A 25,109-nucleotide genomic window follows, 5' to 3' on the forward strand; every position below is an offset into this window, starting at 1 on the left:
GCCGACTACTTCGACGGAGGGATCGTGGTGGGCAAGAGGGACCGGCCGCTGTACCGGCACGCCGACGTACTCCTCATACGGGCGACGACTTGTCCGGAGGGGGTGCCGTTCCCGGCGGACCCCGATCTGGAGGGCGCTCCCGAAGAGGTGCTGGCGCGGGCTTCCCAGTGGCTGGATGAGGTGTGGCGGCTGGACGCGTTCCGATGCGCGGTCGAGATGTCCAGTCCGGTCCTGTCGGTGGCGGTCCGCGAGGCCGCAGCCGGCCGCCTGATGGACGCCCGCCAGGCTCGCCGCCTCGTCCACTCCGTGGCCTCGTACCTCCTGCGCTGGCAGGGCCGGCCCACCCCGTTCGGTCTCTTCGCGGGCGTGGCAGCGGCCCGGATCGGCGGCGAGCCGAAGGCACGCTGGGGGAGCGATCATCAGGTGGTGGCCCGGACGGACGCGGAGTGGTTGGGCAGCGTCATCGATCGGCTGGAGCGCTGCCCCGAGCTACTGCAACGGCTTCCGGTGGTCGCGAATGCCTCCGCGTTCCCGCGCGGTGGCAGGCTCGTTGTTCCCGGTCGAGCCGCCGGAAGCCGATCTGGGGAGCCGGACCCGTCGGAAGTGTCGATCCGTCGCACCGGACCGGTTCGCGGCGTGGTCGACCTGGCCCGCAAACCCCTTCCCTACGCCCTGCTGAGGAAGCGGCTGACGGCCGAATACCCAGAGGCGTCCGCCGCTCAGCTCGACACCTTGCTCACGCAGCTCGTCACCGAAGGATTCCTGCTCACCAGCCTTCGTGCCCCGATGACCGTTCCCGACTCCTTGGGCCATCTGTGCGGCGAGTTGGCTGCTGTCCACGCGGACGAACTGCCGAGCGTCGCAGGCACGGTGGGCGAACTGCACGCACTCCGGGACGCGATGGGCCACCACCACAGGGCATCGCCCACCGAAGCCGCAGGGATCCGCACAGCGATGACCGAGCGCATGACGGCCCTCTCCGACGCAGCGGTGCAGCCGCTCGTCGCCGACACGGGCCTCGACTGCGACATCACCGTGCCCGAAGCGGTGGTCCGCGAGGCGGAGATAGCAGCCTCCGCACTCCTGCGCCTGACTCCGTACCCGTTCGGTCACCCCCGGTGGAAGGACTTCCACGTCCGCTTCCGGCAGCGCTACGGCGTCGGCGCTGTCGTTCCCGTGGTCGATCTGGTGGCCGACAGCGGGCTCGGCCTGCCCGCCGACTATCTCGGTTCCGCGCTGAAAACGCCCCCACGCCCGCTTACCTCGCGCGACGAGGCACTCCTCTCTCTGGTCCAGCAGGTCGCGTTCGACGGTGCCGAGGAGATCGTGCTGACCGAGGCGACGATTCGGGAACTCGCAGTCGGGGATCCGACGGAGATCCTGCCGCCCCCGCGAGTTGAGCTCGCCTTCCAGCTTCACGCGGAGTCGGATGACGCCCTACGGCGCGGGGCCTTCCGACTGCTGGTCACGGGGGTCCCACGGGCTGCGAGCAGCATGGCCGGACGGTTCGCCGAGGTGCTGCCGGAAGCCGACCGCAGACGCCTGAGCCGCACCTACGCCGCGGTGACTACCGACGACCCCGGTACGGTCGCGGCCCAGCTGTCGTTCGCCCCGAGACGACGACGCAGCGGGAACGTGGCACGTACGCCGCAGTTGCTGCCGCTGACGATCCCCTTGGCCGAACACCGCGACCCCGACCACTCCGACCACATCGCCTTGGACGACCTCGCGGTCAGCGCGGACGCCCGCCAGCTCCACCTGGTCCAGCTCTCGACCGGCCGGTTCGTCGAGCCGCGCGTCCTGCACGCGCTGGAGGCTGGAGCCGCGACGCCGCCTCTGGCTCGCTTCCTCTCCGAGATCACCACGGCACGCTGCGCCAACTACCAGACGTTCGACTGGGGCGCCGCGTCTCGCCTGCCGTATCTGCCTCGCCTGCGCCACGGCCGAGCCGTCCTCTCCCCGGCCCGCTGGCTCCTGAACGCCACCGACCTTGCTCCGCGTACTGCGTCGGCGTCCGTTTGGGACGCCTCGCTGGCGGCTTGGCGCAGCCGACTGCGTGCGCCGGCCGCCGTCGTCCTGTGCGAGGTCGACCTCCGACTGCCCCTCGACCTCGACCGTCCCCTGCATCGAGCGCTGCTGCGGTCCCGCCTCGACCGCACGGGCGGCGTCGAGTTGCGCGAAGCCCCGTCGTCCGCCGACCTCGCCTGGGTCGGTCGTGCGCACGAGTTCCTTCTGCCGTTGCGCCTCGCCCGTCCCCGGGGCGCTGCCGGTCGTCCCCGCCCGGTATCCAATCCGGTCAGGCGTGATGCCGAGCATCTGCCCAGCGCCTCCCCGTGGCTCCACGTACGCATCCACGGGCACCCTGACCGCCAGAACGACATCCTGACCGGCTACCTGCCCCGACTGTTCGCCGGGTGGGACGAACCGCCGCTGTGGTGGTTCACCAGGCACCGCGACACCACCCGGCCCGACAGCGCGCAACACCTCGCTTTGTACGTGCCGTTGGCGTCGCCCGGACACTACGGCGCTGCCGCAGACCGGGTAGGCGCATGGGCTGCCGACCTGCGTGCCGACGGCCTGGTGCCCGGCATTGAGTTAGCCGGCTATCGCCCCCAGACCGGTCGCTACGGGCATGGCACGGCGATGACGGCCGCCGAGAGCGTGTTCGCCGCCGACTCCACCGCCGCCCTCACCCAGATCGAGCTGGCCGTGCGCACCGGTATACCTGCCGAGGCCGTCACCGCAGCGGGACTCGTCGACCTGGCGTCCTCCTACGCCGCGACGAGCGCGGAAGGCCTGCGTCTACTGACCACCGAGCTGCCGCAGGAGCACGGCCGAGTTGACACCGCCCTGCGGGACGCGACATTTCGGCTCGCAGACCCGAGCGGCGAGTGGGCGGCCCTGCGGAGTCAACCTGGCGGGGAGCGAGTCCTGCTGGCCTGGGAGCGACGGAACACCGCTCTGACTGCCTATCGCGAGCAACTCGCTTCTCAATGGGACGATCCGCTCTCCGTCCTGAGGTCACTCCTCCACCTGCACCATGTCCGCGCCCTGGTCGCCGATCCTGAGCGCGAACGCGTCACCAACCGACTCGCCCGCGCCGCCGCGTCACGCCTGATCGCCCGTAGCCTCCGGACTTCCCCGTGATCGCCCCGAGCCCTTCCGCTGCCGCCGCCGCGCAGGCTCTTGCCAGCCGTCTGGCCACGCCTCCGACGCTGTCGGCCGACCGCGCATGGCTCGCGCAGTCCCTCCACCAGGGCGCCGCCGGGACAGCGCTCGTGCACATCGAACGCGCGCACCGTGGCACCGGCAGTTGGCAGTCCGCGCATGCCTGGGTGACCGCCTCAGCTCGCGACGGAGTCAGCGCCGCCGACGACAGCGGCCTCCACTTCGGCGCCCCGGCTGTCGCGTACGGCCTCCAAGCGGCACAGGCCGACGGCATCGCCCGTTACGGGAGTGCCTTGGCCGCCCTCGACCGTCATGTCAGCAAGCTCGTTCACCGCCGCGTCGATGCCGCCCTCGCCCGCATCGACAGAAGTGCGTTCGCCGACTTCGCCGAGTACGACCTGCTGCACGGCCTGACCGGCATTGGCGTGCAGCTGCTACAACGCGACCCCGGTGGCGATGCGCTGGGACGCGTCCTTCGATACCTGGTCGCTCTGACCACACCCTTGCGGGTCGACAGAACCGTGCTGCCCGGCTGGTGGGTCGGCCATGATCCGTACCGAAGGCACTGCTCCCCGGACTTCGCCGGTGGCCACGCCAACCTGGGCATCGCGCACGGCGTTACGGGACCGCTCGCGCTGCTCGCTCAAGCCCTACGCCGGGGAATCACCGTGAACGGGCAGCGCGAAGCCATCGCAACCATCTGCGCCTGGCTGGACACCTGGCGGCAGGACGCCGACACCGGACCGTGGTGGCCGCAGTGGGTGAGCCGCGACGAGCTGTGTGCCGGACGTCCGCGGCAGCGCGGCCCGCTCCGGCCGAGCTGGTGCTACGGGACTCCCGGCATCACCCGAGCCCAGCAGCTCGCCGCGATCGCCACCCATGACGTCGCCCGCCAGGAGATTGCCGAGTCCGCGCTCGCCCGGTGCCTGTCCGACCCGGCACAACTCGCCCGCATCACGGACGGCGGCCTCTGCCACGGCTGGGCCGGCGTCTACCAGACGGCTTGGCGTGCCGCCCAGGACGCTCGTACGCCCGAGCTCCGCAGGTGCTTGCCGCGGTTGGCGGACCACCTCGTTTCGTGCGTCCGAACTGAACCATACGAGCGGGTCGGGCGGGACGGCCGAGGCGCAAGGACCGCTGAGCCCGACGGGCTTTTGGAGGGCACCGCCGGCCTTGCCCTCGCCCTCCAGACGGCCGCTCGCGGCGGGCCGCCGATCGCGTCGTGGGATGCGTGCCTCCTGATCAACTGACCTTCCTCCAGACCGAATGAGGAGCTGACGCTCGTGGATGCACTCGCCTCGCCGAACGCAGCGGTGGAAGGCGTGCTGGCTGTGCTGGCCGGTGCACCTCTTGAGCGGGCAGCCGCCCGTTTCGGCATGGTCGCCGCCGACCTGGCCGACGCCGTCGAGGTGTACCAAGCAGCCGGAGCGGCAGCTCTCGACGCCCAGGCGCCGGGCGCCTGTTGTTACCAGGTGCACATCGAGTTCCCCGACTGGGCTGCCGCCGAGCGGACCGGCGCCGACCACCTCGGCCCACACCTGCACCAGCTCGCCCCTGCGGTCGGGTCCTGGTGGTTCATCCGCAAGGCCCCGTGCTGGCGGCTTCGTTGTCGCCCCACTCCCGGAACTGCTCTCGCCGATACAAGGGCCGCTGTCACCGAGACCCTGGACAGCCTCACCGCGGCGGGGCGAGTGAGCCGATGGTGGGAGACCCTCTACGAACCGGAAGCCCTCGCGTTCGGCGGACTCCAAGGCATGGAGACTGCCCACGCTCTCTTCGCCGCCGACAGCAGCGCTGTCCTCGACTACGTGCGCGAGCAGAGCGGCGCGGCTGGAACTGGTCCCGCGATCGGTCGCCGCGAGCTGTCGGTGCTGCTGTGCAGTGCGCTGTTCCACGGCGCCGGGCAGGAGTGGCACGAGCAGGGCGATGTCTGGCACCGGGTGGCCCGGCTGCGCCCTCTCCCCGCGGACACGCCCATCGACCGACTGCACGAGCTGGCCGCGAGCCTCCGCCGTCTGATGACCGCGGACACCAGCCTCGCCAGCCCGATCTTCGCCGGCAGCCACCCTCTGCTCTTCGCGGCGCCGTGGACAACCGCCTTCACCACCGCCGGCCAGGCCCTCGGCCGCGCCGCTCACGACGGCACCCTGGAACGCGGCCTGCGAGATGTCCTCGCGCACCACGTGATCTTCCACTGGAACCGCCTCGGTCTCCCCGGCCGAACCCAGGCCATCCTCGCGCGAGCCGCCCGCGACACGGTGATGCACTCTTCGGATTCGTGATGTATGCGCAGCCTGACGACCCGGCCGTGATCGAGCGCATGCGCACCGCCCACGGGAGCGCCTGCACCGCCTTGGACGTCCGCCCCGACTCGGCTTCTTCCTCGCCGGAGGTGTGGGGCTGGCAGGGCCGTACGTACAGCCGCGCGGTGACTGCTTCCGACGGCCGGGCCTGGCTTCGTCTTGCCGGCTCGCTGACCGAGCGGGTCAACGCCACCTTCTGGAACGGCTCACTCGAAGCCGAGAGATCCCTGCCGTTGTCCGTACCGCGCCCCCGCCTACGCGACACCCACGACTGGACCGACGGCCCGTGGAGCTACCGCGCCGAGCTCTACGACCACGAGCCGGAGCAACCCGTCTCACCCACCCCTACCCTGATGACGGCACCCGACCTCCCGCCCACGTGGTGGACGACGCTGGCCGCCGCCCTCACCCACATCGCGGCAGTCCCGACGAGACGCCTCTCCGTCCACCAGCCGTTCCTCGACCGCGCGATGCCCCGCTACCTGGGCACCCCCGTCACCACAGAGGCGCCCTCCTGGTCCACCGCCCACGGGGATCTCCACTTCGCCAACCTCTGCGCCCCCACCCTCCGCATCCTCGACTGGGAAGGCTGGGGCCTCGCCCCCACGGGCTACGACGCCGCGGTCCTCCACACCCACAGCCTCCTGGTCCCACCCGTGACCGCTCGTATCCGCCACGAATTCGCCCACCTCCTCGCCACCTCCGCTGGCCGCCACGCGGAGCTGGTCGTGATCACACAACTCCTCCACACCAGCGCGGACTTACGCCTCCGCCACGCCCTCCGCACCCGCGCCGCCCACGTGCTGGGCCGTCCACTCCCTCCCTGACCGGCCTGCGACAGGCATGGGCAGATCATGAGGGGCCGAAGCGCGCGATGGAATGGGGCAACTTTCGGAAACCTGCCCCAGCAAGCCTGGAAGCATCTGCCTCAACACAGTCCCTTGCGCATTGGATCCCTCCATGAAAGCCTGCAAGGCTTTGCTCATCGAATGAGGTGCTGGGGGAACAGCATGGTGACGTCGTCGGCCAACTTCGGACAGGGTGACGAAGGAGAGAAGGTCGCCTCGTTGGCGGCGGGCTCAGCCAACTTCGGCTGCCTCATCGAGCACGATCCTCTGCTGGTGACGCTGGGCTGCGCGGCGGAGTCGTACATCCACACCGACCCGCACGCGGCCATGATGAAGTCCCGCCTCTTCGGCGAGGTCATGGCCCGCCACCTGCTCACGCTGGTCAACGTCACCGTGCCCAGCAACAAGCAGTACGACCGACTCAACGCCCTGACCAGCGCCGGCGTTCTCGTGCCTCAGGTACGCGCCTGGTTCGAGGCGATCCGGACCACGGGCAACCGGGCAGTGCACGAGTACTACGCGAACGTTCGCGCTGCACTCCAAGCCGTGGAGGCTTGCTTCCGGCTCGGCGACTGGCTGCACCGTTCCCTCACCCCGTCGGACACCACGCACCGGGTTTTCCTGGCTCCCGCGCCGCCCTCCGCCGCACCCGTACCCGTCACCGCCGCCGATCAGCAGGAGCTGGAACAGCTCCGGACCGAACTCGACGCCTACCGTCGGCGTCTGGAGGAGGCGCGGCTCAACTACGACGGCCGGCAGAGCAGGCTGGAGCGTGAGCAGGCGGCCCGGGTACAGGCTGAGGCCGAACTCGCAAAGGCGGAAGCGGAGCGCGCCGCCCTGCACGACGTGGTCGCCGAACTAAGCGACCAGATCACCGAGCTGACAGCTCCAGCTCTTGAATACCGAACAGTTGCCGAGCCGCTGGGCGGGGCCTCGCAGCGGGACGAGTTCATCGCGCACGCCCAGAAGGCCGCCCGCCCGCCCATGAGCGAGGCCCAGGTGCGCACGGAACTCGATCGGATCATGGAGAAGGCGGGCTGGATCGTCCAGGACGACAGCGCCAAGAACCTCTTCGCTGGTCGGGGCGTCGCAGTCCGCGAGGTGTCCACCGCCGCTGGCCGCGCCGACTACCTCCTTTACGTCGACCAGCGACTGGCGGGCGTTATAGAGGCGAAGCGGGAGGGTGCCGACCTGGAGGCCGCCATGCATCAGGCCGCCCGGTACGCCACCGGTCTCACGCGCAGCCAGCAGCTCAGCGCGTGGCGGGCCAGCCTGCCCTTCCGCTATGTCGCCGACGGCAACACCGTCCGTTTCCACAACGCGCTCGACCCCACTCCGCGCACGCGGGACGTCTTCGCAGTGCACCGTCCGGACACGATCGCGCGCTGGATCGAGGAAGCCGAAGGCGATCCCACCGCACCCACCCTGCGCGCGCGGATGCGTCGTCTGCCGCAGACCTTCCTCGATCCCGGTCCACTGCGACCGGCACAGGGGAAGGCGATCGTCGGCCTGGAACGCTCGCTGGCCAAGGATGACCCGCGCGCCCTGATCCAGATGGCGACCGGCGCCGGCAAGACATACACGGTGGTCAGCGAGAGCTACCGGCTCCTCAAGCACGCTGGTGCCAAGCGAGTGCTGTTCCTCGTGGACCGCAACAACCTCGGGACCCAGGCCGTCACGGAGTACGACAACTACGACACCCCTGACGACGGTCGCAAGTTCACTGAGCTGTACGTCGTACAGCGACTCGGAGGAGACACCGTCCTCGGCTCCGCACACGTGGTGGTCTCCACCGTGCAACGGATGTGGCTCGCCCTGACCGGTCGCCCCGTGCCGAGCGCCGACGACAACACAGAAGCCCTGGACCGCTACGACCTCGTCAAAGAACCGGTGGAGGTCGGCTACAACCCGGACCTGCCGCCAGAGTCCTTCGACATGATCGTCATCGACGAATGCCACCGCTCCATTTACGGCAAGTGGCGCGCGGTACTGGAGTACTTCGACGCCCACCTCGTCGGGCTGACCGCCACTCCCGTCGCGCAGACCTTTGGTTTCTTCTTCCAGAACCTGGTCAGCGAGTACCCGTACGAGGAAGCCGTCGCCGACGGTGTCAACGTGGACTTCGACGTCTTCCGCATCCGTACGGAGCTCGGTGAGAACGGCGGCACGATCCCCGCGGAGACGGTCGTGCCCATGCGCGAGCGGAAGACGCGGCGGGAGCGCTACCAGGAACTGGAGGAGGACCTGGAGTGGAAGGCGTCCCAGCTGGGCCGACAGGTGATCAGCAAGGGGCAGCTGAAATCCGTCATCGAGACCTTCCGCAAGCATTTGTTCACGGACATCTTCCCGCCGCTGGGCGAGGGAGACGCGCAGCGTGCCCGTACTCACGTACCCAAGACGCTGATCTTCGCCGTGGACGACAACCACGCCGACGAGATCGTCCAGATGGTGCGGCTGGTCTTCGGCGAGAGCGGAGGCGACGACTTCTGTACGAAGATCACACATGCGGCGAAGCGACCGGCCGAGCTGATCAAGGCATTCCGCAACAGCCCCGAACTGCGCATCGCCGTGACAGTGGACATGATCGCCACAGGGACGGACATCCCGCCGCTGGAGTGCGTCTTTTTCCTGCGCGACGTGAAGAGCTGGGCCTACTTCGAGCAAATGAAGGGCCGCGGTTCGCGGACCATCGACGCAGCGGAGTTCCAGGCGGTCACTCCTGATGCCGAAGTGAAGGAACGGTTTGTGATCGTCGACGCGGTCGGCGTCACGGACTCGCCCCGCGTGGACGCGCGCCCACTCAACCGCATTTCGGAGCGGAAGATCCCGTTGGACCGGCTGATGGCCAAGACCGCTGGCCTCGCCCTGACCGAGGACGAGGTCGCCACGCTGGCGGGCCGCCTGGCCCGGCTCGACCGCCAGCTCAGTACCGATGAGCGCACGGAGATCGAAGAACTCGCCGGCCAGCCACTACAGGAGATCGTCGGCGGCCTGGTGCGCTCGGTCGACCCGGACCAGCAGGAGCGGGCCCGCCGCATCGGCGGCCAGGAACAGGTCCGCCAGGACATGCTCGAAGCCCTGAAGCCGGTCGCGTCCAACAGCGAACTGCGCGACCGACTGATGTCGATGCGTCGCGCGCACGACATCGTCATCGACGAGGTGAGCGTGGACGACGTACTGGAGGCCCGCGGCATCACGGCCGATGAATTGGCCATCCGCCGCGTGACGTCCTGGCAGCAGTACTTGAAGGACCACCAGGACGAGATCGCCGCCTTCAATATCGCCTTCAGCGAGCGTCGCGACCCCAAAGAGGTCTACCGCCGCCTCCGCGACCTCGCCCGCCGCATCGAGCGTCCCCCGTTCCAGTGGACACCGTCACGGCTGTACGACGCGTACGTGCAGCTAGGCAAGGCGAGCGCGCGGCCGAGGGGCACGGCCGGCGTGGTCGACCTGATCGGGCTGCTGCGGTACGAACTGGGGCTCGACCAGGAAGTACGTCCCTACCGCACCCTCGTGGAGGAACGGTATGTGGCTTGGCGAGCCCAACAGGAACAGGCGGGCGCATCCTTCACTCCGGACCAGGCGTGGTGGCTAGACCGGATCGTGGACGTGATTGCGACGGACGCGGCGATCGAGCCGGACCACCTCAAGGACGTACCCTTCATCGAGCGCGGCGGCGTGGACGGCTTCCTGCGGGACTTCGGAGCCGAGCGCGCCGCTGAGATCTTGGATGAGATGGGACGGGAGTTGGGTGCGTGAGTGCGGGTGGAATTCCTTCGGAACTGCCGAAGGGGTGGGCGCGTGTCCGGCTCGGCGATCTTTTCGCCAGGATCGAGGCAGGTAAGTCCTACACCTGTGAACCCCGTCCGGCTTTGTCTGACGAGTGGGGTGTTATCAAGGTCAGTGCGATGACATGGGGCGAATTCGATGAGGCCGAGAATAAGGCCGTTCCCATAGGATTCGCATTCAATCCCGATTATGAGATCCAGCCCGGGGATATTCTGCTAAGTCGAGCCAACACCGCGGCTTACGTGGGAGCTTCCGTGCTCGTGCGCAAATGTCGACCGCGACTGCTTCTTAGTGACAAGAGCCTTCGGCTTATCCCAGCCAAAGGGATCGATCGAGAATGGTTGGCGTATCTTCTTTCGTCTCCCGTAATTCGGTCTCAGATTTCCAAGCAGGCCACCGGGACGAAGGACTCTATGCGGAATATCTCACAGCGGGTCCTCGGTGAATTGAATTGCCTGCTGCCGCCGTTGGAAGAACAGCGGCGCATCGTTGCCGCCCTCGAAGAACAACTCTCGCGGCTTGATGCGGCCATCGGCAATGCCGCTAGAGTCGTGCGGACCGCGGGCACACTGATTCATGCAGTGAAGGCTCGCGCGGTCCGAGATTTGTCAGACCGATACCCTAGTACTACGCTCGGCGAGGAGATCGGAGAACCTTTGCGCAACGGCCACTCCGCGCGAGCTGCAGCTGAGGGCACTGTGCGCATTCTTACTCTTACGGCCGTTACCAAGGGAGTTTTTAATAATTCCTACACAAAGCTAACCGCTGCCGACCCGAAGCGCATCTCCAGTCTTTGGCTGAGATCGGGAGACGTCCTCGTTCAGCGTTCCAACACGCCGGATCTGGTGGGAACTTCTGCTCTCTATGAGGGGTCAGACAACTGGGCCATTTTTCCCGACTTGCTGATCCGGGTAAGAACTTCTGATCGTCTTGACCCTCATTTCGCTCAGCTTGTACTGAGCGCACCCCAGGCTCGTCAATATTTTCGGTCCGAGGCTAAAGGATTGGCCGGATCGATGCCGAAAATCGATCAAGAAACAATTCTCAACACCCCCCTCCCACTTCCTGATCTGGAGATCCAGCGGCAGACGGTCCGAGCTGTTTCCCAAGTGGTTGAGCAGGCTACGCACGCAGCCGCGACCGCCGGCGCATACCAGGCGAAATCCACAACCCTCCGCCGCTCACTCCTCGCCGAAGCCTTCGCCGGCCGCCTCGTCCCCCAGGACCCCGCCGACGAGCCAGCCGAGGTGCTGCTCGCGCGTATCCGGGCCGCGCAGGAGACTGCGAGGGAAACGCGCAAGTCGCAGCACGGAAGCCCCCGCCGCACGCCCGCTCAGCGCAGTAATGCATCGGGCACGGCCGCATCTCCGGCCGCGCACCCTCCACCCCCAACCGGCCGCCCGCCCTTGACCGTCGCCACCCAGCCCACCCTTGACCTGGAGATCACCTCGTGACCACGACCGAGGCCCGTCGGCTTGTCGACAAGCTCTGGAGCTACTGCCACGTCCTGCGAGACGACGGTGTCTCCACGATCGACTACGTCGAGCAGCTGACGCTCCTCGTGTTCCTGAAGATGACCCACGAGGCGCAGTCCCGTCCGCCGATGTTCCGCGAGCAGATCATGCCCGAGGGTCCGGTGTGGGAGAACCGCGGCTGGCCCGAGCTGCTAAAGAACAATGGCGCTGCTCTCGAAACAGCGTACGCAGAACTTCTGGAAGATCTTGGCAACCAGCGTAAGGACACCACCTTCCACCTGATCTTCAACGGAGCCCGGAACCGCATCCACGACCCCGCCAAGCTCAAGCGCCTGGTCAAGGACTTGATCGACAAGGAGGAGTGGTCCGGCCAGAAGACTGACATCAAGGGCGACGCCTACGAGGAGCTGCTGTCCCGAGGCGCGGAGGACGTCAAGTCAGGTGCGGGCCAGTACTTCACACCTCGCCCGCTGATCCAGGCGATCATCGACTGCGTACGTCCTGCACCGGACGACACGATCACCGACCCCGCCTGCGGTACCGGCGGCTTCCTCCTCGCTGCCGCCGAGTACATCTTCCAGGAGTACGGCAACCGGCTTACCCCAGAACAGCGTAAGCACCTCAGCAGTCGCGGCATCTGGGGCACCGAACTCGTCCGTAACACCGCACGCCTCGCCGCGATGAATCTCTTCCTGCACGGCATCGGCCACCCCACCGGACCTGCCCTGGTCCGCACCCGGGACGCCCTCGCCGCGCCACCGGACAAGCGGGCGAGCCTGATCCTGGCCAATCCGCCCTTCGGCAAGAAGTCGTCCATCACCGTGTACGGGGATGACGGCTCTGCCGCCCGCGAGGCGATTGCCTACGAGCGACGCGACTTCTGGGTCACCACGACCAACAAGCAGCTCAACTTCGTCCAACACATCGCGTCTCTATTGGAGATCCACGGCCGCGCCGCAGTCGTCGTCCCCGACAACGTGCTCTTCGAGGGAGGTGCGGGGGAGACCATCCGCCGGCGCCTGCTCAACGAGTACGACGTGCACACGCTGCTCCGCCTGCCTACCGGCATCTTCTACGCGGGCGGCGTCAAGGCGAATGTGCTGTTCTTCGAGCGCAAGCCGGCCCGTCCCAACCAGCCGTGGACTGAGAAACTGTGGGTTTACGACTTCCGTACCGCCCAACACTTCACTCTCAAGCAGACCCCTCTCACCCGGGCCCACCTTGAGGACTTCGTGCAGTGCTACCGCCCTGACGACGACCGCTCCAAGCGTGTGGAGACCGAGCGGTTCAAGGCGTACACGTACGACGAGCTGATCGCCCGCGACAAGGCGAACCTCGACATCACATGGCTCCGCGACCCGAGCCTCGATGACGCCGACAACCTCCCCGCGCCCGAGGTCCTGGCCGCCGAAATCGTCGAAGACCTCCAGGCCGCGCTAGATGAATTCGCCGCCATCGCCGAGACACTTCAGCGGGCGAGGGCTGGACACACCGAAGAAGCGGCGTCGTCCATCGACGAGTGATAGCTCTTCCAACCGAGGGAAGCCACGCGCAAATGCACGGCCAGGCAGCTCCAGACAGCCGTAAGCTCCCGGGCATGAGTCTGCGTCTGAGCACCGTGATCCTGCCGATCTACCCCTGGGCCGAGGGGCGGAAGGTGTGGCAGGGAGCCGAAGAGTTGGGCTTCCACGCCGCCTACACCTACGACCACCTGTCCTGGCGGGTGCCTTTCCGGGACCGGACATGGTTCGGAGCGATTCCGACACTGACCGCCGCCGCCGGCGTGACCGACAGCATCCGGCTGGGGACCCTCGTTACGTCACCTAACTTCCGGCACCCTGTTCCGCTGGCCAAGGAGCTGATGACGCTCGACGACGTCAGCGGAGGCCGGGTGACGCTCGGAATCGGGGCCGGAGGCACCGGGTTCGACGCCACAGTGCTCGGGCAACAGCCCTGGACGCCGAAGGAGAGGGCCGATCGCTTCGCCGAGTTCGTGGAACTCCTCGACGGGTTGTTGAGCCAGGGCGACATCACCTTCAACGGCAGCTACTACTCCGCCGTCGAGGCCCGCAACATCCCCGGCTGCGTGCAGACCCCGCGCCTACCATTCGCCGTGGCCGCGACCGGTCCGCGCGGCATGCGGCTCGCCGCCCGCTACGGCCGAGCCTGGGTGACTACCGGCGACCCCGCCCTATACGAGAGCGGCACCCCCGAGGAGTCACTGGCTGCCATCCGCGGCCAAGTTGAGCGCCTTTCGGCCGCCCTCCGTGACGCCACCCGGGCACCCGACAGCGTCCCCAAGATCCTCCTCACCGGTTTCACCCCCGACCGCGCCACGCCCTTCGAGTCCCTGGACGCATTCGTCGACTTCGCCGGCCGACACGCCGAGGCTGGCATCACCGAGATCGTCATGCACTGGCCCATCCCGGACTCCGACTTCGCCTACGACCACGCCACCTTCGAACGCATCGCCATCGAAGCCCCTGAGCAACTGGGCATCTAACCTTGGCCGACGTTGTTCATGGGCCAGCGCGTCTCACAGGTGGACGGTCCCTGAAGCGAACCAGGCACGAAGCGTGGGTTCCGCTCCTTCCGGGAGACCGCTGACGAATACGACGGCGAGGCCGCGCTTGGCCCGTGAGCAGCACACGTAGAACAGGTTGCGTGACCGTTCGGCGCGGTCAGCCTTGTCGGTGCCAGCGAGCAACTTGCCGATGCTGTATCTCGTCCAGGCGCTGTCGTCGATCACGACGAGGACGTTCTCGAACTCGTCACCCTTGACCCCGTGTTGGGTCGAGAAGGGGGTGAGTTCGTCGATGAAATGAGTGACGCTAATGACCTCCCGGTAGGACACGTTGCGCAGGTTGTTCGAGAAGTCCGCGCGCCGCTGGTCGCGCTCATTAAGTTCGGTTGCGGTCCGCTGGCGCTCGAGGTCCTTGAGTTTTCGTGGCATAGCCAGTAGGTGGCCGTCGGCCATTAAGTCAAGGACATCGCCGATGGTACCGGTCATGCGTATGGCGTCGAGCGTGCGGATTGCCTCGCTGATGGTGCGTTTGTGCGCGTGCCGGGTGACCCGTGTCCTTCCCCCGTCAAGTAACCTCGTCAGCTCCGCGAAGTCCTTGGCTTGGAATGCCACGGACAGAGTCTCCACGCGTGTTAGGTACTGGATGTAGGGCTCGTTGCGTGCCATGAGATCGTCAGGGCCATAGCGGCTCAGACTCCTGTACTGCTCCAAGAGGTTGGCGTACTCCAGGGTGCCGGCAATACCGCGGTGGGTGAGGAAGAGGTATTTGGAGTTCTCCCGCGTCCAGCCGTGCTGAGCAAGCGTGGCTTCAGCCGTGGCCAGTCGCTGGTGGCCCGCAGGGATCGCAGTGTTGAGAAAGAGGTGGACCTCACCGGTTTGTTGCATGCCCACGGCTTCCTGGATGAGCTCGGGACGTATCAGATTGAGAACTTCGACGACTGGAGGTGAGCACCGATAGTTCTCGTGTTTGGTGATCTTGGTGAGGTCGGGGCGTTCCACCGATCCAACGCCGGAAGGGTAGATCTTCTGCATAGAGTCGCCGAAGAGGCCAATCACGCATTTCTCGCGGCCCGCGCCCGCCAGGTGGTCCAACAGCAGCTCGATCGTCTTGGGCGAAGTGTCTTGATACTCGTCGACGAAGACGACCGGGTACTGGCTGGCAATGATGCGTATGAGTTTGGGATGCGCTCCGGCGAGGCGAAGCGACAGCGCGATGACGTCGTCGTGGGAGATGCGTCCCTCGCTGAGTCTGCGCCCGCGGTCGGAGTACTCGATGACAGGGAGAGCGGTGACATCATCGAGGTCTTCGGGCTTGGCTAGAGCCTTGTTGTATTCGAGGATCTGTTGCCAGAGTTCGCGTTGATAGGGCTGGATGGCATTCCAGAGGAATTCATGGATGGTGCCGACGTCGACGAGGGGGTCCGCAGCGATGCGTTGAAGGATTTTGTCTTTGGCAACGTTCGTGTAAGTGATGCAGGCGATCCGCCGGCCGTGTTTCTCCATGCCTGCGCGATGACTGACCAGAAGGTGTCGAAGGGCGTTGACTAGGGTAGTTGTCTTGCCAGCGCCAGCCCCAGCTTCGACGAGGAAGCTACGTCGGGCCTCGAGTTCTGTGGTCACCGCTTCGAGGGTGTCTAGGCGAGCCACTGCAGTCCTTCGGCTATGTAACGTGGAACGGTCCAGTCCTCCAGGAGCATGACGTCGAAGGCGAAGTCGGTCTTGTGGTCGCTGAGATGCTGGGCTATGTCGTAGGCCCTGACTTCGATGTCGTCGGCGGTGGGGTCGGCCCCGACCTCCTTGACGAAGGCCGACTTCAAAGCAAGCTGGCGGAAGTCGCGGGCGAGGGGCTCTGCGTTGGCGATGATGAAGGCGTCCTCGAAGCTTCGAGCGCATGCTCCCGAGTCTCTTTCGGGAATCTGGTAGGCAACTCGGACGTGGCCCTGCTGTTTTTCGGCTGGGTCCGTGGCGAGTAGTTCGGTGATTGTGGACTTTTCGGGCAGCCAGTTCTTGAGCGTCGAGTTGGCAGTGACGGTCTGCCCGTGGCCGGGAGGACAGGCCGCGCGGTGCCTGGGACACACGGAGTCGATATCGGTGATCACGAGTGTCTTGACGTTCAGGAATGCGAGCAATTCGCGGAAGCGGAGGGCGTAGGCGTCGCCGACCTCGATGACCGACACGTACTGGTGCAGAAGTTCCTTCGCGCACCGCCTTGCCATCTCCGGTAGGAGCAAGCGTTCCGTAGTGCCCTCGATGAGGATCACCTTGTCGGCGAAGAACATGTCGCACCGGTGCAAGACCATGTACTGCCGCAGGAAGCGTAGGGTCTCGTCACCTTGCGGAGTGGCCTTGACGTTGGCCTGGAAGGTCGACAGGTCCTTGACGGTGAGCTGCGGCTCGGAACGGTCGAAGTAGCGGACGGTGTGGAATCCGCTGCTGGCGACGATATGGGAGGAGTGCGTGGTGATGATCACCTGCACTTTCCATCCCGTCTTGCGGTCGATGAAGTCCTGGATGTTCTTGATGAACGTCTCTTGCATCTGAGGATGCAGATGGGCTTCCGGTTCCTCAATGAACAGCACTTGCAGCGCTGGCTTGGGCGTCGTGCGTTCGTAGGTTTGGTGGAAGCTGATCACCTGGAGGATCGTGAAGATCAGTTTGCTGTAGCCAAGCCCATTGTGGCCTTCGGGAAGGTGGAATCCGTCATCGCCGGACGGGTACTGGATCCGTGTACTGTCGCGCAGGATTCCTGAGGCCTCAATTAGGGAGACGATGCGCGGTTTCTGGACGGGAGTGATGGTGCCCACTCCGAAGGTGCGCAGATCCTCGAAGATCGGATTGAACAGCGTGGCGTAGTTTTCATCGAGCTGCTTGGAGGCGGATGCCAGAGCGGTCTCGATCTGCTCAATGCTCTGGTGGCGATCTTCATTACCGCTGTTGACCTTGTAGTAGGCCTCGAAAGTCTTCGACAGGGTACGGGTCTTGTCGCCCGGCGTGTCGTCCACCTTGGTCTGCGCGTAGACGAACTTGACCGACAGGATGGACGCCGCGGTGCCGCGCTTGACGTCCTTGCGGATGCTCCCGTCGAGGGGGCTGACCGCGCGATAGGCCGGGGTGAAGTAGTCCGAGAAGCTCTTGCGGAGCCACTTGACGCGGTCGAACGGCTCCCGTTGGCTGGCCGACCAGAAGTCTCTGAGAAAGTCGTGGGGACGGGCAGCCTCCAGCGCCGCCTCGATCTTGACCTCGAAGCAGGTGTCGTCCAGGTCGAGGATTACAGCCGTGAGAGGTGCGAGGTCCTCCTCCTCTGTGTACTCGATTGTGAGGACCAATCGGATGGAGGGAACGAGATCGTACGCCTTGGCCAATAGGTCCTCACTCGTCCCCGTGTCGCCGCGGGCCGCGTGTGCCTGGGCCTCACCGAAGATCTGCCGTGCCTGCTCGATGTCGGCGATACGGCAGGTGGAGAAGTCCTCCAGGACGAACCTTGTGTCTTCCTCGCCGAAGAACTTCTCGAAGAGATTGACGAACGACGTCTTGCCGCTGTTGTTGCGCCCGACGATGAGGGTGGCCTTCGGGTCAACCCGGACATCCACGCTCTCCAACGCACGGAAGTTGATCATCTTGGCATGGGTCAGCTGCATCGCACTCCCGACATCGTTCCCAACCCCCGGGGCGACATCAGCGTGCGACTACCGAGAGCCAGAGCAGTATCTGACATGGGACGGGCGGAGATCCCCACTTGGCTCAAGGTGGGCAATGATGTAACAGATTAAGTCAACTCGGATCGCAACTGATCAAGTTCGGTCATTGATCCGACGTAGCGTGTCTCTACGCGCGCGGTAAAGGCGGCGGGGACGGGACTGCGCTGGCTGGACTTCAAGCGGAATGGTTCTGGTAGGCGGAGGCGGGAGACCCTGACTGACCGGCATGTTCCGGATTGTGCGTCCGGACGTCAGTGATCACCCCTATCGTCGGTACATTCAGGGGCTGGGGGGGGGACAGTGACCGACGCACAATGGCGGCCGAGGCGGTCGACGGGTGCTGGCGGCTCGGCCAGGCGGAAGCAGATCGTGGCGACGGCGGTCATGGAGGCCGAGGGGTGCCTCGCGGACCTTAAGCGCGGACGCCGTGCTGCCCTCGAGATCAAACAGGTCACCGAGCGGATGCTCTCGCCCGAGTACAAGGGGCGCGTGCTCGTGGAGCTGCTTCAGAACGCCCACGACGCGCACCCCGCCCGGGACGGCGTCGGCCGCGTCGAGATCGTGCTCGATGAAGACGAGGGCGAACACGGCGTCCTGTACGTGGCGAACGGCGGCAGACCCCTCGGGTACAAGAACTTCGAAGCGCTGTGCAGCATCGGCTTGTCAAGCAAGCGCCCCGATGAGGGCATCGGCCACAAGGGAGTCGGCTTCAAGAGCGTCCTGCAACTCACGGCCGCCCCAGAGCTATACAGCGTCGTGGGGGCAACGTCGAAAGCATTTGACGGATTCTGCTTCCGTTTCGCCCGAGACGAGGACTTCGACTGGCTGGCGGACCAGGTTGCGCCCGGCAGTCCGGAGGCCGCCGACCAGCTGCGCGCGAACCTGTCGTCGTTGAAGGTCCCGGTGCCGGTTGACGACGTCCCGTCCGCAGTGGCGGCCTTCCGACGACGGGGACTGATGACCGTGGTCCGGCTCCCGCTGCGGAACGTCGAAGCTCGGCAGGAGGCGCTACGCCAGTTGAACGAGCTGACCGACGACGGGGTGCCTTTCGAACTCTTCCTGGACCGGCTCGGCAGGGTGTCCGTGACGCACCGGGTGGGCGGCCGGGGGCGCCCGAGCGTCTACACACGCAAGGTGGACCTTCTCTTCACCTCGCCCGACTTGAAGATCCAGCAGGTCACACTGCGCCGTCGTACCCGCCTGATCATGGTGACGGCTGCCGTGGACCCTGAGCGCGCACATGAGGCCATCGCCGCCGGCCTCGAATCCGGACCGCTGACAGACGACTGGCACGCCCTGGGCGACTCGGCCGTGGTCAGTGTGGCGGTGCCCGCGGGCGAGCCGCTGGAACGCGGCAGGCTGTACACGTTCCTGCCCATGGGCGCGCGGCCAACCTGTCCGGTCCGCGGGTTCCTTAACGCTCCGTTCCACACCGACGTGAGTCGGCGCACCATGACGGAGTCCACACAGTGGAACGACCTGCTGCTCGACACTGCGGCTGAGGCCTGCGCGCAGGCGGCCGTTCTGGTCGACGAGGAACGCGTCACGATGCCCGCGGGTGCCCTCATCGACCTGATGTGCTGGGAGCACGACCAGATCCGGCGCCTCGAGTCGGCGTTCAAGGCACAGAACCGTGAGCTCGGCGACGTGCCATTCATGCCGGTACTGCATCCCGCGGGCGCCCGAGCCTGTTTGCGGCACGGCAAGTTGTGGCTCCGCCAGGACCAGGCCCGCGTGTTCACTCCGCATGCCGTGGCTGCTGCGGGAACCGAGCACGTCGTCGATCCCCTCCTCCACTCCTGGCGGATCGACCGGCTGGTCGCGCTGGGCGCGGCCCGGGGCACGGGGCTGGCCCCGTCAGCAGCCGTACTCGCAGGCTGGGCCGAGGAACTCGCGGCGGCCATGGACCAAGTGGACGTTGATGGTGGGAGTTGGGCGGACTATTACCACGACCTCTCCCTCTGTTTCCCTCGCGCCGAGGAGGTGCTGAAGGGCAGGAAGATCGTCCTCACCGCCAGCGGGAGACTCGTCCCGGCCGGGGAGCCCGGGGTGTTCTTCCGCCCGGAAGGGGCCACGGACGTCGTGTCCGCTCTTCCGCTGGGCCTCACCGACAGCATCTTCTTCGTCCATGGCGGGATCGCCTGGGGGACCCGAAAGGGCGCACGGCGGGCGCGCGGCCGGGGCTGGTTGGAGGAGCAGCGGCTGGTGCGGGACTACCGGCCCGAGGCTGTCTTGGACGTGCTGGGCGAGGCCATGCGTAAGGACCGTGCGGACGGGGAGGCATTGCGGGAGTACCTTCTGTTCGCCTGCGCCCTGTGGGCGTCGTCGTCCCCGGAACGCGGCGGCAGACGCCCCGTGATCAAGGGGCTGCTGGTGCCAGTACGCAATGGCTGGGTGCCGGCCGCCGAGGCCATGTTCGGCGAGGGTTGGGCGGGCGAGCAAAGCCGGACCGACCTTACGCTGGCCCAGTTCCTCGCCCGTACCGAGGGGGTCTCCCGGGCACTGGCCACCGCCGCGGACCGGCTCGTCGCGCCGGCTCGTGAGATCTGCGCCGGTACCCAGACCGACTCGCAGACGCTGCGGCGCTTCTTCGAACACCACCATGTCAGCCACGGCCTGGCAATCACGTACGTCGACTCCTACCAGACAGTGAAGGGACGGCTTCTCAACCACCCGTCCATCTTTCCCGCACTCGGAGCGCTGGAGCCGAACTCGGTCGAACGCGTTCAATGGCGCTCCGCCGCTGAGCGATGGCCCAACCGACGCGCCGTCCTCTACCAGACCGTCGAGTACCGCCCGACGCACAGGAAGGTGGCCATCCTCCCCGGACAGAGGGAGTACGCCGCCTTCGACGACGAGAGCCGCCGCCAGTATGCGGAGCTTATCGTCCACGGCCTAGACACTTGGCCCGACGACGCCCTTGAGTTCCGCTTCGCGGGCGGCACCGACCGTCAGGGCACAATGTGGCCGACTCCACTGGCGGCTTTCCTCAGCGGAGCGCCGTGGATTCCCCAGTCGGGCGACGACGAGAGCGCCGAGGCCTTCGCTACGGCCGGCAGCGTGTGGTGGTGGTCGGGCAGGGAGGAGCCGCCTCGGTACCTCACTGTCGCATCAGCCGCGCTGCGTAGTAGGCAGTCGGACGGCGTGCTCAAACGCCTGGAGCTGCTCGGCGTGCGCCGCTGGGACGACCCCGAGACCGCCGCGGACCGGCTTCGTCACCTGCCTGCCCTACTGCGCCGCATGCCCCGGCTACGGCAGGGACGCCTCGGACACCTGCTGCGCAGGGCCTACGAACAGGCATGGGCGGACCTTCTGCCTCCGGATGGGCTCGGCACCGGATGGCGGTCCGGGATCCTGCCCGAACTCTTGGTAAGCCGAGCCGAGACGCTCGATGTCCTCGCAGCCGAGTCCGAGCCTGAGCTGGTCTATGTGGCCGACGTGCAAGGAACCCAGCAGCGGAGGCTGCTCGGTCAGACACCGTTGCCCGTCCTCCCGGTCGACGACCGGGCTCTGGGCCAGCGCGTCCACGCCTACCTAGAGGCGCGGGGCCGTTTCGCCGTCCGGCGGACTAGCCAGGCGGAGCTTGACATCCGGGTCGACCAGCTGCCCATTACCCACGCGCCCCAGGTACCGCTGCTCGCCCTGGCCGGTCCTTGGCTGGAGACCCTCATGGCCGCGCTGGTGGAGTTCGACGACGAACGGTCCTTCCGAGCCAAGACTCCCTCCGCGCGTCGCGTCCCGCAACGGCTCCGGGCCTGTGGCGTCGTCGTGGCACGGACCGCGGTCACCCACATCGCCGGACTCGCCCTCGGTGATCCCGGCGACGACCGCTCCCTCCTGCACGATGATCCGGACGAACCGCGCCTCGTCGTTGTCTGCCCGCGGCAACGCTCCGACTGGCATGTGCTGGAGACCGCCGCGACCGGCCTGAGTACGCTGATCGGCGCGCCATACATGGGCACATCTCTACGACTGGCGTTCATCGAACTGGAGCGTTCGGGCCGGGCCGTTGCGGAAGTCTCCGAGGCGGACATTGCCTCCGTGCTTGGCATTCCGATGCAGCGCTTGGAGGCCGTGCTCGCCGACCGCGCCTCGATCCGCTCGGGCAGCGGCCGACTTGTCCCGGTACTCGCCTGTATCGACCTCGTCCTCGCGGAGGAACTTCAACGAGGGCAGGAGGCCCTGCACGATCGTGGCGAACTCCATGACTGGCTCGTCACCCGGCTCGATCTCGACCGCGCCGACCAATTGCTGGCTCTCGTGGACGAGAACGACTGGCAGCGCAAGCTGTCTGCGCTGGGAGTGCCCCTGGCCGAGGCAAATCGTGCCTGGCAGACACTGGGCTTGCCGACCGTCAACAACTCGGAGGCCCACCAACGACAGTTCCAGGCCTGGTTACAGCAGAACCGGGCCCGACTAGCCGACAGAATTCGTGACGTGTACGCGGCCACCCACAAGGCGGGCAGCCGCCTCACAGATTACGTCCGGCTGCGATCGCTCCCCGGACTCGAGCCAGACCCCCAGTGGGGACTCGCCTACTGGGTCCTCCCCACCGACCTACTCGACGCCCACGCCGAGGCCTGGGCTGCCTCCCACCTGCCTCCGGCGCCGGCCGGGCAGCACCCGCCACGTTCAGTCGCCGAGGCACACGAGGGTGGTGTTGACAACGTACACACGCTCCTTCCCCGCCTGCGCGCCCGGATGGAGGCTTGGCTCAACCGCCAGGGCCGTGAGGGTCCCTCGCTGCCATCGGCCACCGAGGTCGCGTCGGCGATGGACGCCGAGGGCCTGCTCGACTTTGAGCCGATCGGCGTCCGCACGCTGATCTCCTGGCTCCAGACGCACGGCAATTGGCCCGAGGGCATGCCCGCCACGGACCGGGCGGCTGACCTTGGTCTCAACGACCCCACACCCCTCACGCCGATCCCATCGGGCGGCAGCACCCCGTTCCGCACCACCACGGGCCCATCGCTCCACCTCAACGGCCGCGCAATCCCTATCGGCCCGGACCAACTGCGTGATCTCGCACGACAGATCGCCGCCGACCTCACCCCCGACCAACTCGCCCCCTCTCCGCAGCCTGGCGCACGGTTGGCGCCTGTACTCCCGAGGCAACGAACCACCTCCGCAGTCACCAGTCGCGCCGGGGGATACCGGGTCGTCCCCCGGGACACCCAGAAGGACAGGGCTGTCGGACTCGCAGGAGAGGTGGCAGCGGCCGCCTGGCTGGAGCGGCAGTACGGGGTCGCCCGCGAGGAATCTTGGAAGTCGGGGCTACGCCAATACGTCTTCGCCGACGGCACAGGCGATGACAGCCTCGGCTACGACTTCCTCATCCATGACGGAGATCGCACCCTTCTGTACGAAGTCAAGGCCTCGACCGGGGACCGGGGCGAGTTTGAACTCGGCGAGTCCGAAGTCGAACGAGCAAGTCATCTCCGTCCGGGAGAGACGTACACCATTGTCTACGTTTCCCATGTTCTCGACAGCACCAACCGACGCATAACCCCTCTCCCCAACCCGTTCAGCGCCCCTGGTCTCGCCGGGTACAGCCTCGTCGGCACGGCCATGCGCCTGCGGTTCGAACTACCGCCCACACCCGGAACCTGAGCCTGCGCGGCTTTGACGGACACCGTTGGTGTGGTGGTCAGACCGCTGGCACGTTCTCGTGCTCCGCGGGAGTGCGGTAGCCGAGGCGGCTGTGCAGCCTGCGCACGTTGTACCAGCCCTCGGTCCACTCGAAGATCGCGGAGCAGGCCGCTGCTCGGCTGGGCCATGGCCGGGTTGAGGTAAAGCTAGCTGCTCCGACGCACGTCTCCGCAGGTCAGACCATGATGCATGAACGAGGCTTGACCGACGTCACGAGCGTGCCGAGCCGGATGCGTTCCGTCGTGGCCGCCGCGGCCGTGAGCGTCGGGACGGCCCCGAACCACGGACCGTCCCGGAAGGTCCGCCACGACAGGTGGTCGTAGGTGTAGGCGGCGTGGAAGCCCAGCTCCTCGGCCCGCTGCCACACCTCCCGGCCCTGCTCGTGCCAGCGGTAGATCGGGAGAATCACAGTGCTCAGACGGAGGCTCATACCTTCGAGACTACGGTCCGGGCTCCGACGAAGCGGCCGGAGGCTCATTGGCCGCCCGCACCCCGTGACGAGCGCCCAGCCGCGCGCGTTCGCCCGGCATTCCGCCGGCGAGGCGCTACGGCACGGAGTCACCAGGGGCTGCGGTCGGGGTCGTAACTGCGGAGGATGCCCACGAACCGGTCCAGCATGGCCAGCTGGTCATCATGGAGAGGGCCACCGTTGAAGTGCATCACTGTGTTCCGGACATTTTTCACATGCCGCAGGAGACCGACGAAGTGAGTACGGTCCACGCCGGGCCAGTTGAGCTTCTTCCAGCGCAGTTCGTCATCGAGCAGCCGGATGTACTCACCGAACATCAGCTGGTCGACGCTGCGACGACGGCGGTCCTTGTGTACCTGCCGGACGTCTTCCTCGCCGTAGACACGTCCCAGGCAGCGGCGGAGTCGGCGCTCGATCTCACCGAGGGTGAAGAAGGGACCGGCGACAGACACGAACTCGGACGCGAGATCGGCGGTGGTGACGATACCGATCAGCTCGCCTGCACGATTGCGGACGAGGACGAATCCATGTGCCTGGATGAATGGCAGCGCGGACAGCAGATGCGTCGCGGCGTCCACGACGTGGAATTCGCTGGTGAGTGCGTTCGGGACGCTTGGCGTCCGACCGGTGGCGTGCATGTGGGCGATCGAAGCCCATGTGACCACACCCTGGAGTTTGCCGATCGAGTCCAGCACCGGCAGTTGCGAGTACCCGAGCTCGGCCATGGCACCCATGGCTCGTGCCAGTGAGTCCTCCGGCATCACCGAGGAAACCCCTTGCCCAGCACTGGGAATGGCGCCGACCCGCATCGCTGACTGCGGCAACAGACCGAGGGGGTCTTCACCTTGTCCGTATTCCGGTGGAACGGATACGCCGTCGTCCACCTCACCGGCATCGCTGTGAGCGTTGGCCGAGGCCGAAGCGGACGGCTCCGGCGACGGTGCCGCCGAGGAGGACGAAGGCACCGACGTCGTTGCAGGATTCTCGGACGCCTCGGCAGCGTGGTCGTCCTGCTTCCCGATCGGTGGCGCGTCCGGGACGCTGGGCGCAGTGGGCATCCCGTCACGTAGCGGTACCACTCGGATCTCGTCGTCGAGCGGCCCCTTCGCAAAGTCCGGCTCTGTCGTCAGTCCCGCGTTGGCCAGGTCGAGGCTCACTCGTGAGACCACCACATGGTTGCGGAATC

At 66.7% G+C, this 25,109-nt stretch carries 12 protein-coding genes and 1 pseudogene; 9 read left to right on the forward strand and 4 right to left on the reverse strand.

The window, feature by feature from the left end:
• The first annotated feature begins 102 nt into the window (after positions 1–102).
• The 8 genes from OG900_20520 (at position 103) to OG900_20555 (ending at position 14,086) form a co-directional block, all read left to right on the forward strand.
• Positions 103–3,147 (forward strand): lantibiotic dehydratase, encoded by a 3,045-nt coding sequence (locus OG900_20520; GenBank protein ID WUH92258.1) that lies wholly within the window; start codon positions 103–105, stop codon positions 3,145–3,147.
• Positions 3,144–4,418 carry a lanthionine synthetase C family protein gene (locus OG900_20525; GenBank protein WUH92259.1) on the forward strand — a complete coding sequence of 425 codons (1,275 nt, stop codon included), beginning with the start codon at positions 3,144–3,146 and terminating at the stop codon, positions 4,416–4,418. Before OG900_20520 ends, OG900_20525 begins: the two co-directional genes overlap by 4 nt.
• A 33-nt stretch (positions 4,419–4,451) precedes the next feature.
• The gene (locus tag OG900_20530; GenBank protein WUH92260.1) at positions 4,452–5,450 is read left to right on the forward strand and encodes a thiopeptide-type bacteriocin biosynthesis protein; all 999 of its coding nucleotides are present in this window, start codon (positions 4,452–4,454) and stop codon (positions 5,448–5,450) included.
• The gene (locus tag OG900_20535; protein ID WUH92261.1) at positions 5,450–6,298 is read left to right on the forward strand and encodes a hypothetical protein; all 849 of its coding nucleotides are present in this window, start codon (positions 5,450–5,452) and stop codon (positions 6,296–6,298) included. The genes OG900_20530 and OG900_20535 overlap by 1 nt, the downstream gene beginning before the upstream one ends.
• A 114-nt stretch (positions 6,299–6,412) precedes the next feature.
• Positions 6,413–10,078 (forward strand): DEAD/DEAH box helicase family protein, encoded by a 3,666-nt coding sequence (locus OG900_20540; protein WUH92262.1) that lies wholly within the window; start codon positions 6,413–6,415, stop codon positions 10,076–10,078.
• Entirely contained in the window at positions 10,075–11,562 is a 1,488-nt protein-coding gene (locus OG900_20545) for a restriction endonuclease subunit S (protein ID WUH92263.1), read from the forward strand. Before OG900_20540 ends, OG900_20545 begins: the two co-directional genes overlap by 4 nt.
• Positions 11,559–13,106 carry a type I restriction-modification system subunit M gene (locus OG900_20550; protein ID WUH92264.1) on the forward strand — a complete coding sequence of 516 codons (1,548 nt, stop codon included), beginning with the start codon at positions 11,559–11,561 and terminating at the stop codon, positions 13,104–13,106. The genes OG900_20545 and OG900_20550 overlap by 4 nt, the downstream gene beginning before the upstream one ends.
• A gap of 74 nt (positions 13,107–13,180) precedes the next feature.
• On the forward strand, positions 13,181–14,086 hold the full coding sequence (locus OG900_20555; GenBank protein ID WUH92265.1) for an LLM class flavin-dependent oxidoreductase: 906 nt from the start codon (positions 13,181–13,183) through the stop codon (positions 14,084–14,086).
• Between the two features lie 33 nt (positions 14,087–14,119).
• Here OG900_20555 and OG900_20560 read toward each other — a convergent pair whose 3' ends face one another.
• Both OG900_20560 and OG900_20565 read right to left on the reverse strand, forming a co-directional pair.
• Positions 14,120–15,727 carry a UvrD-helicase domain-containing protein gene (locus OG900_20560; GenBank protein WUH92266.1) on the reverse strand — a complete coding sequence of 536 codons (1,608 nt, stop codon included), beginning with the start codon at positions 15,725–15,727 and terminating at the stop codon, positions 14,120–14,122.
• Positions 15,728–15,741: 14 nt separating this feature from the next.
• Positions 15,742–17,745 (reverse strand): AAA family ATPase, encoded by a 2,004-nt coding sequence (locus tag OG900_20565; protein ID WUH92267.1) that lies wholly within the window; start codon positions 17,743–17,745, stop codon positions 15,742–15,744.
• Positions 17,746–18,174: 429 nt separating this feature from the next.
• Between OG900_20565 and OG900_20570 the strand changes: the two genes are divergently transcribed.
• Positions 18,175–23,415: a DUF3883 domain-containing protein gene (locus OG900_20570; GenBank protein ID WUH92268.1), complete on the forward strand. Its 5,241-nt coding sequence runs from the start codon at positions 18,175–18,177 to the stop codon at positions 23,413–23,415.
• Positions 23,416–23,659: 244 nt separating this feature from the next.
• Here OG900_20570 and OG900_20575 read toward each other — a convergent pair.
• Both OG900_20575 and OG900_20580 read right to left on the reverse strand, forming a co-directional pair.
• Positions 23,660–23,884, reverse strand: a pseudogene (locus OG900_20575) (LLM class flavin-dependent oxidoreductase).
• A gap of 128 nt (positions 23,885–24,012) precedes the next feature.
• A complete protein-coding gene (locus OG900_20580; protein WUH92269.1) occupies positions 24,013–25,080 on the reverse strand; it encodes a CBS domain-containing protein in 1,068 nt (355 codons plus the stop codon).
• Between the last annotated feature and the right edge of the window lie 29 nt (positions 25,081–25,109).

The sequence above is a fragment of the Streptomyces sp. NBC_00433 genome (genome assembly GCA_036015235.1).
Lineage (GTDB): Bacteria > Actinomycetota > Actinomycetes > Streptomycetales > Streptomycetaceae > Actinacidiphila.

Bases quoted from the DNA above. Each gene is read 5' to 3' on its own strand.
- OG900_20535 (WUH92261.1), top strand. From the start codon at position 5,450: ATGTATGCGCAGCCTGACGACCCGGCCGTGATCGAGCGCATGCGCACC.
- OG900_20565 (WUH92267.1), bottom strand. From the start codon at position 17,745: ATGCAGCTGACCCATGCCAAGATGATCAACTTCCGTGCGTTGGAGAGC.
- OG900_20555 (WUH92265.1), top strand. From the start codon at position 13,181: ATGAGTCTGCGTCTGAGCACCGTGATCCTGCCGATCTACCCCTGGGCC.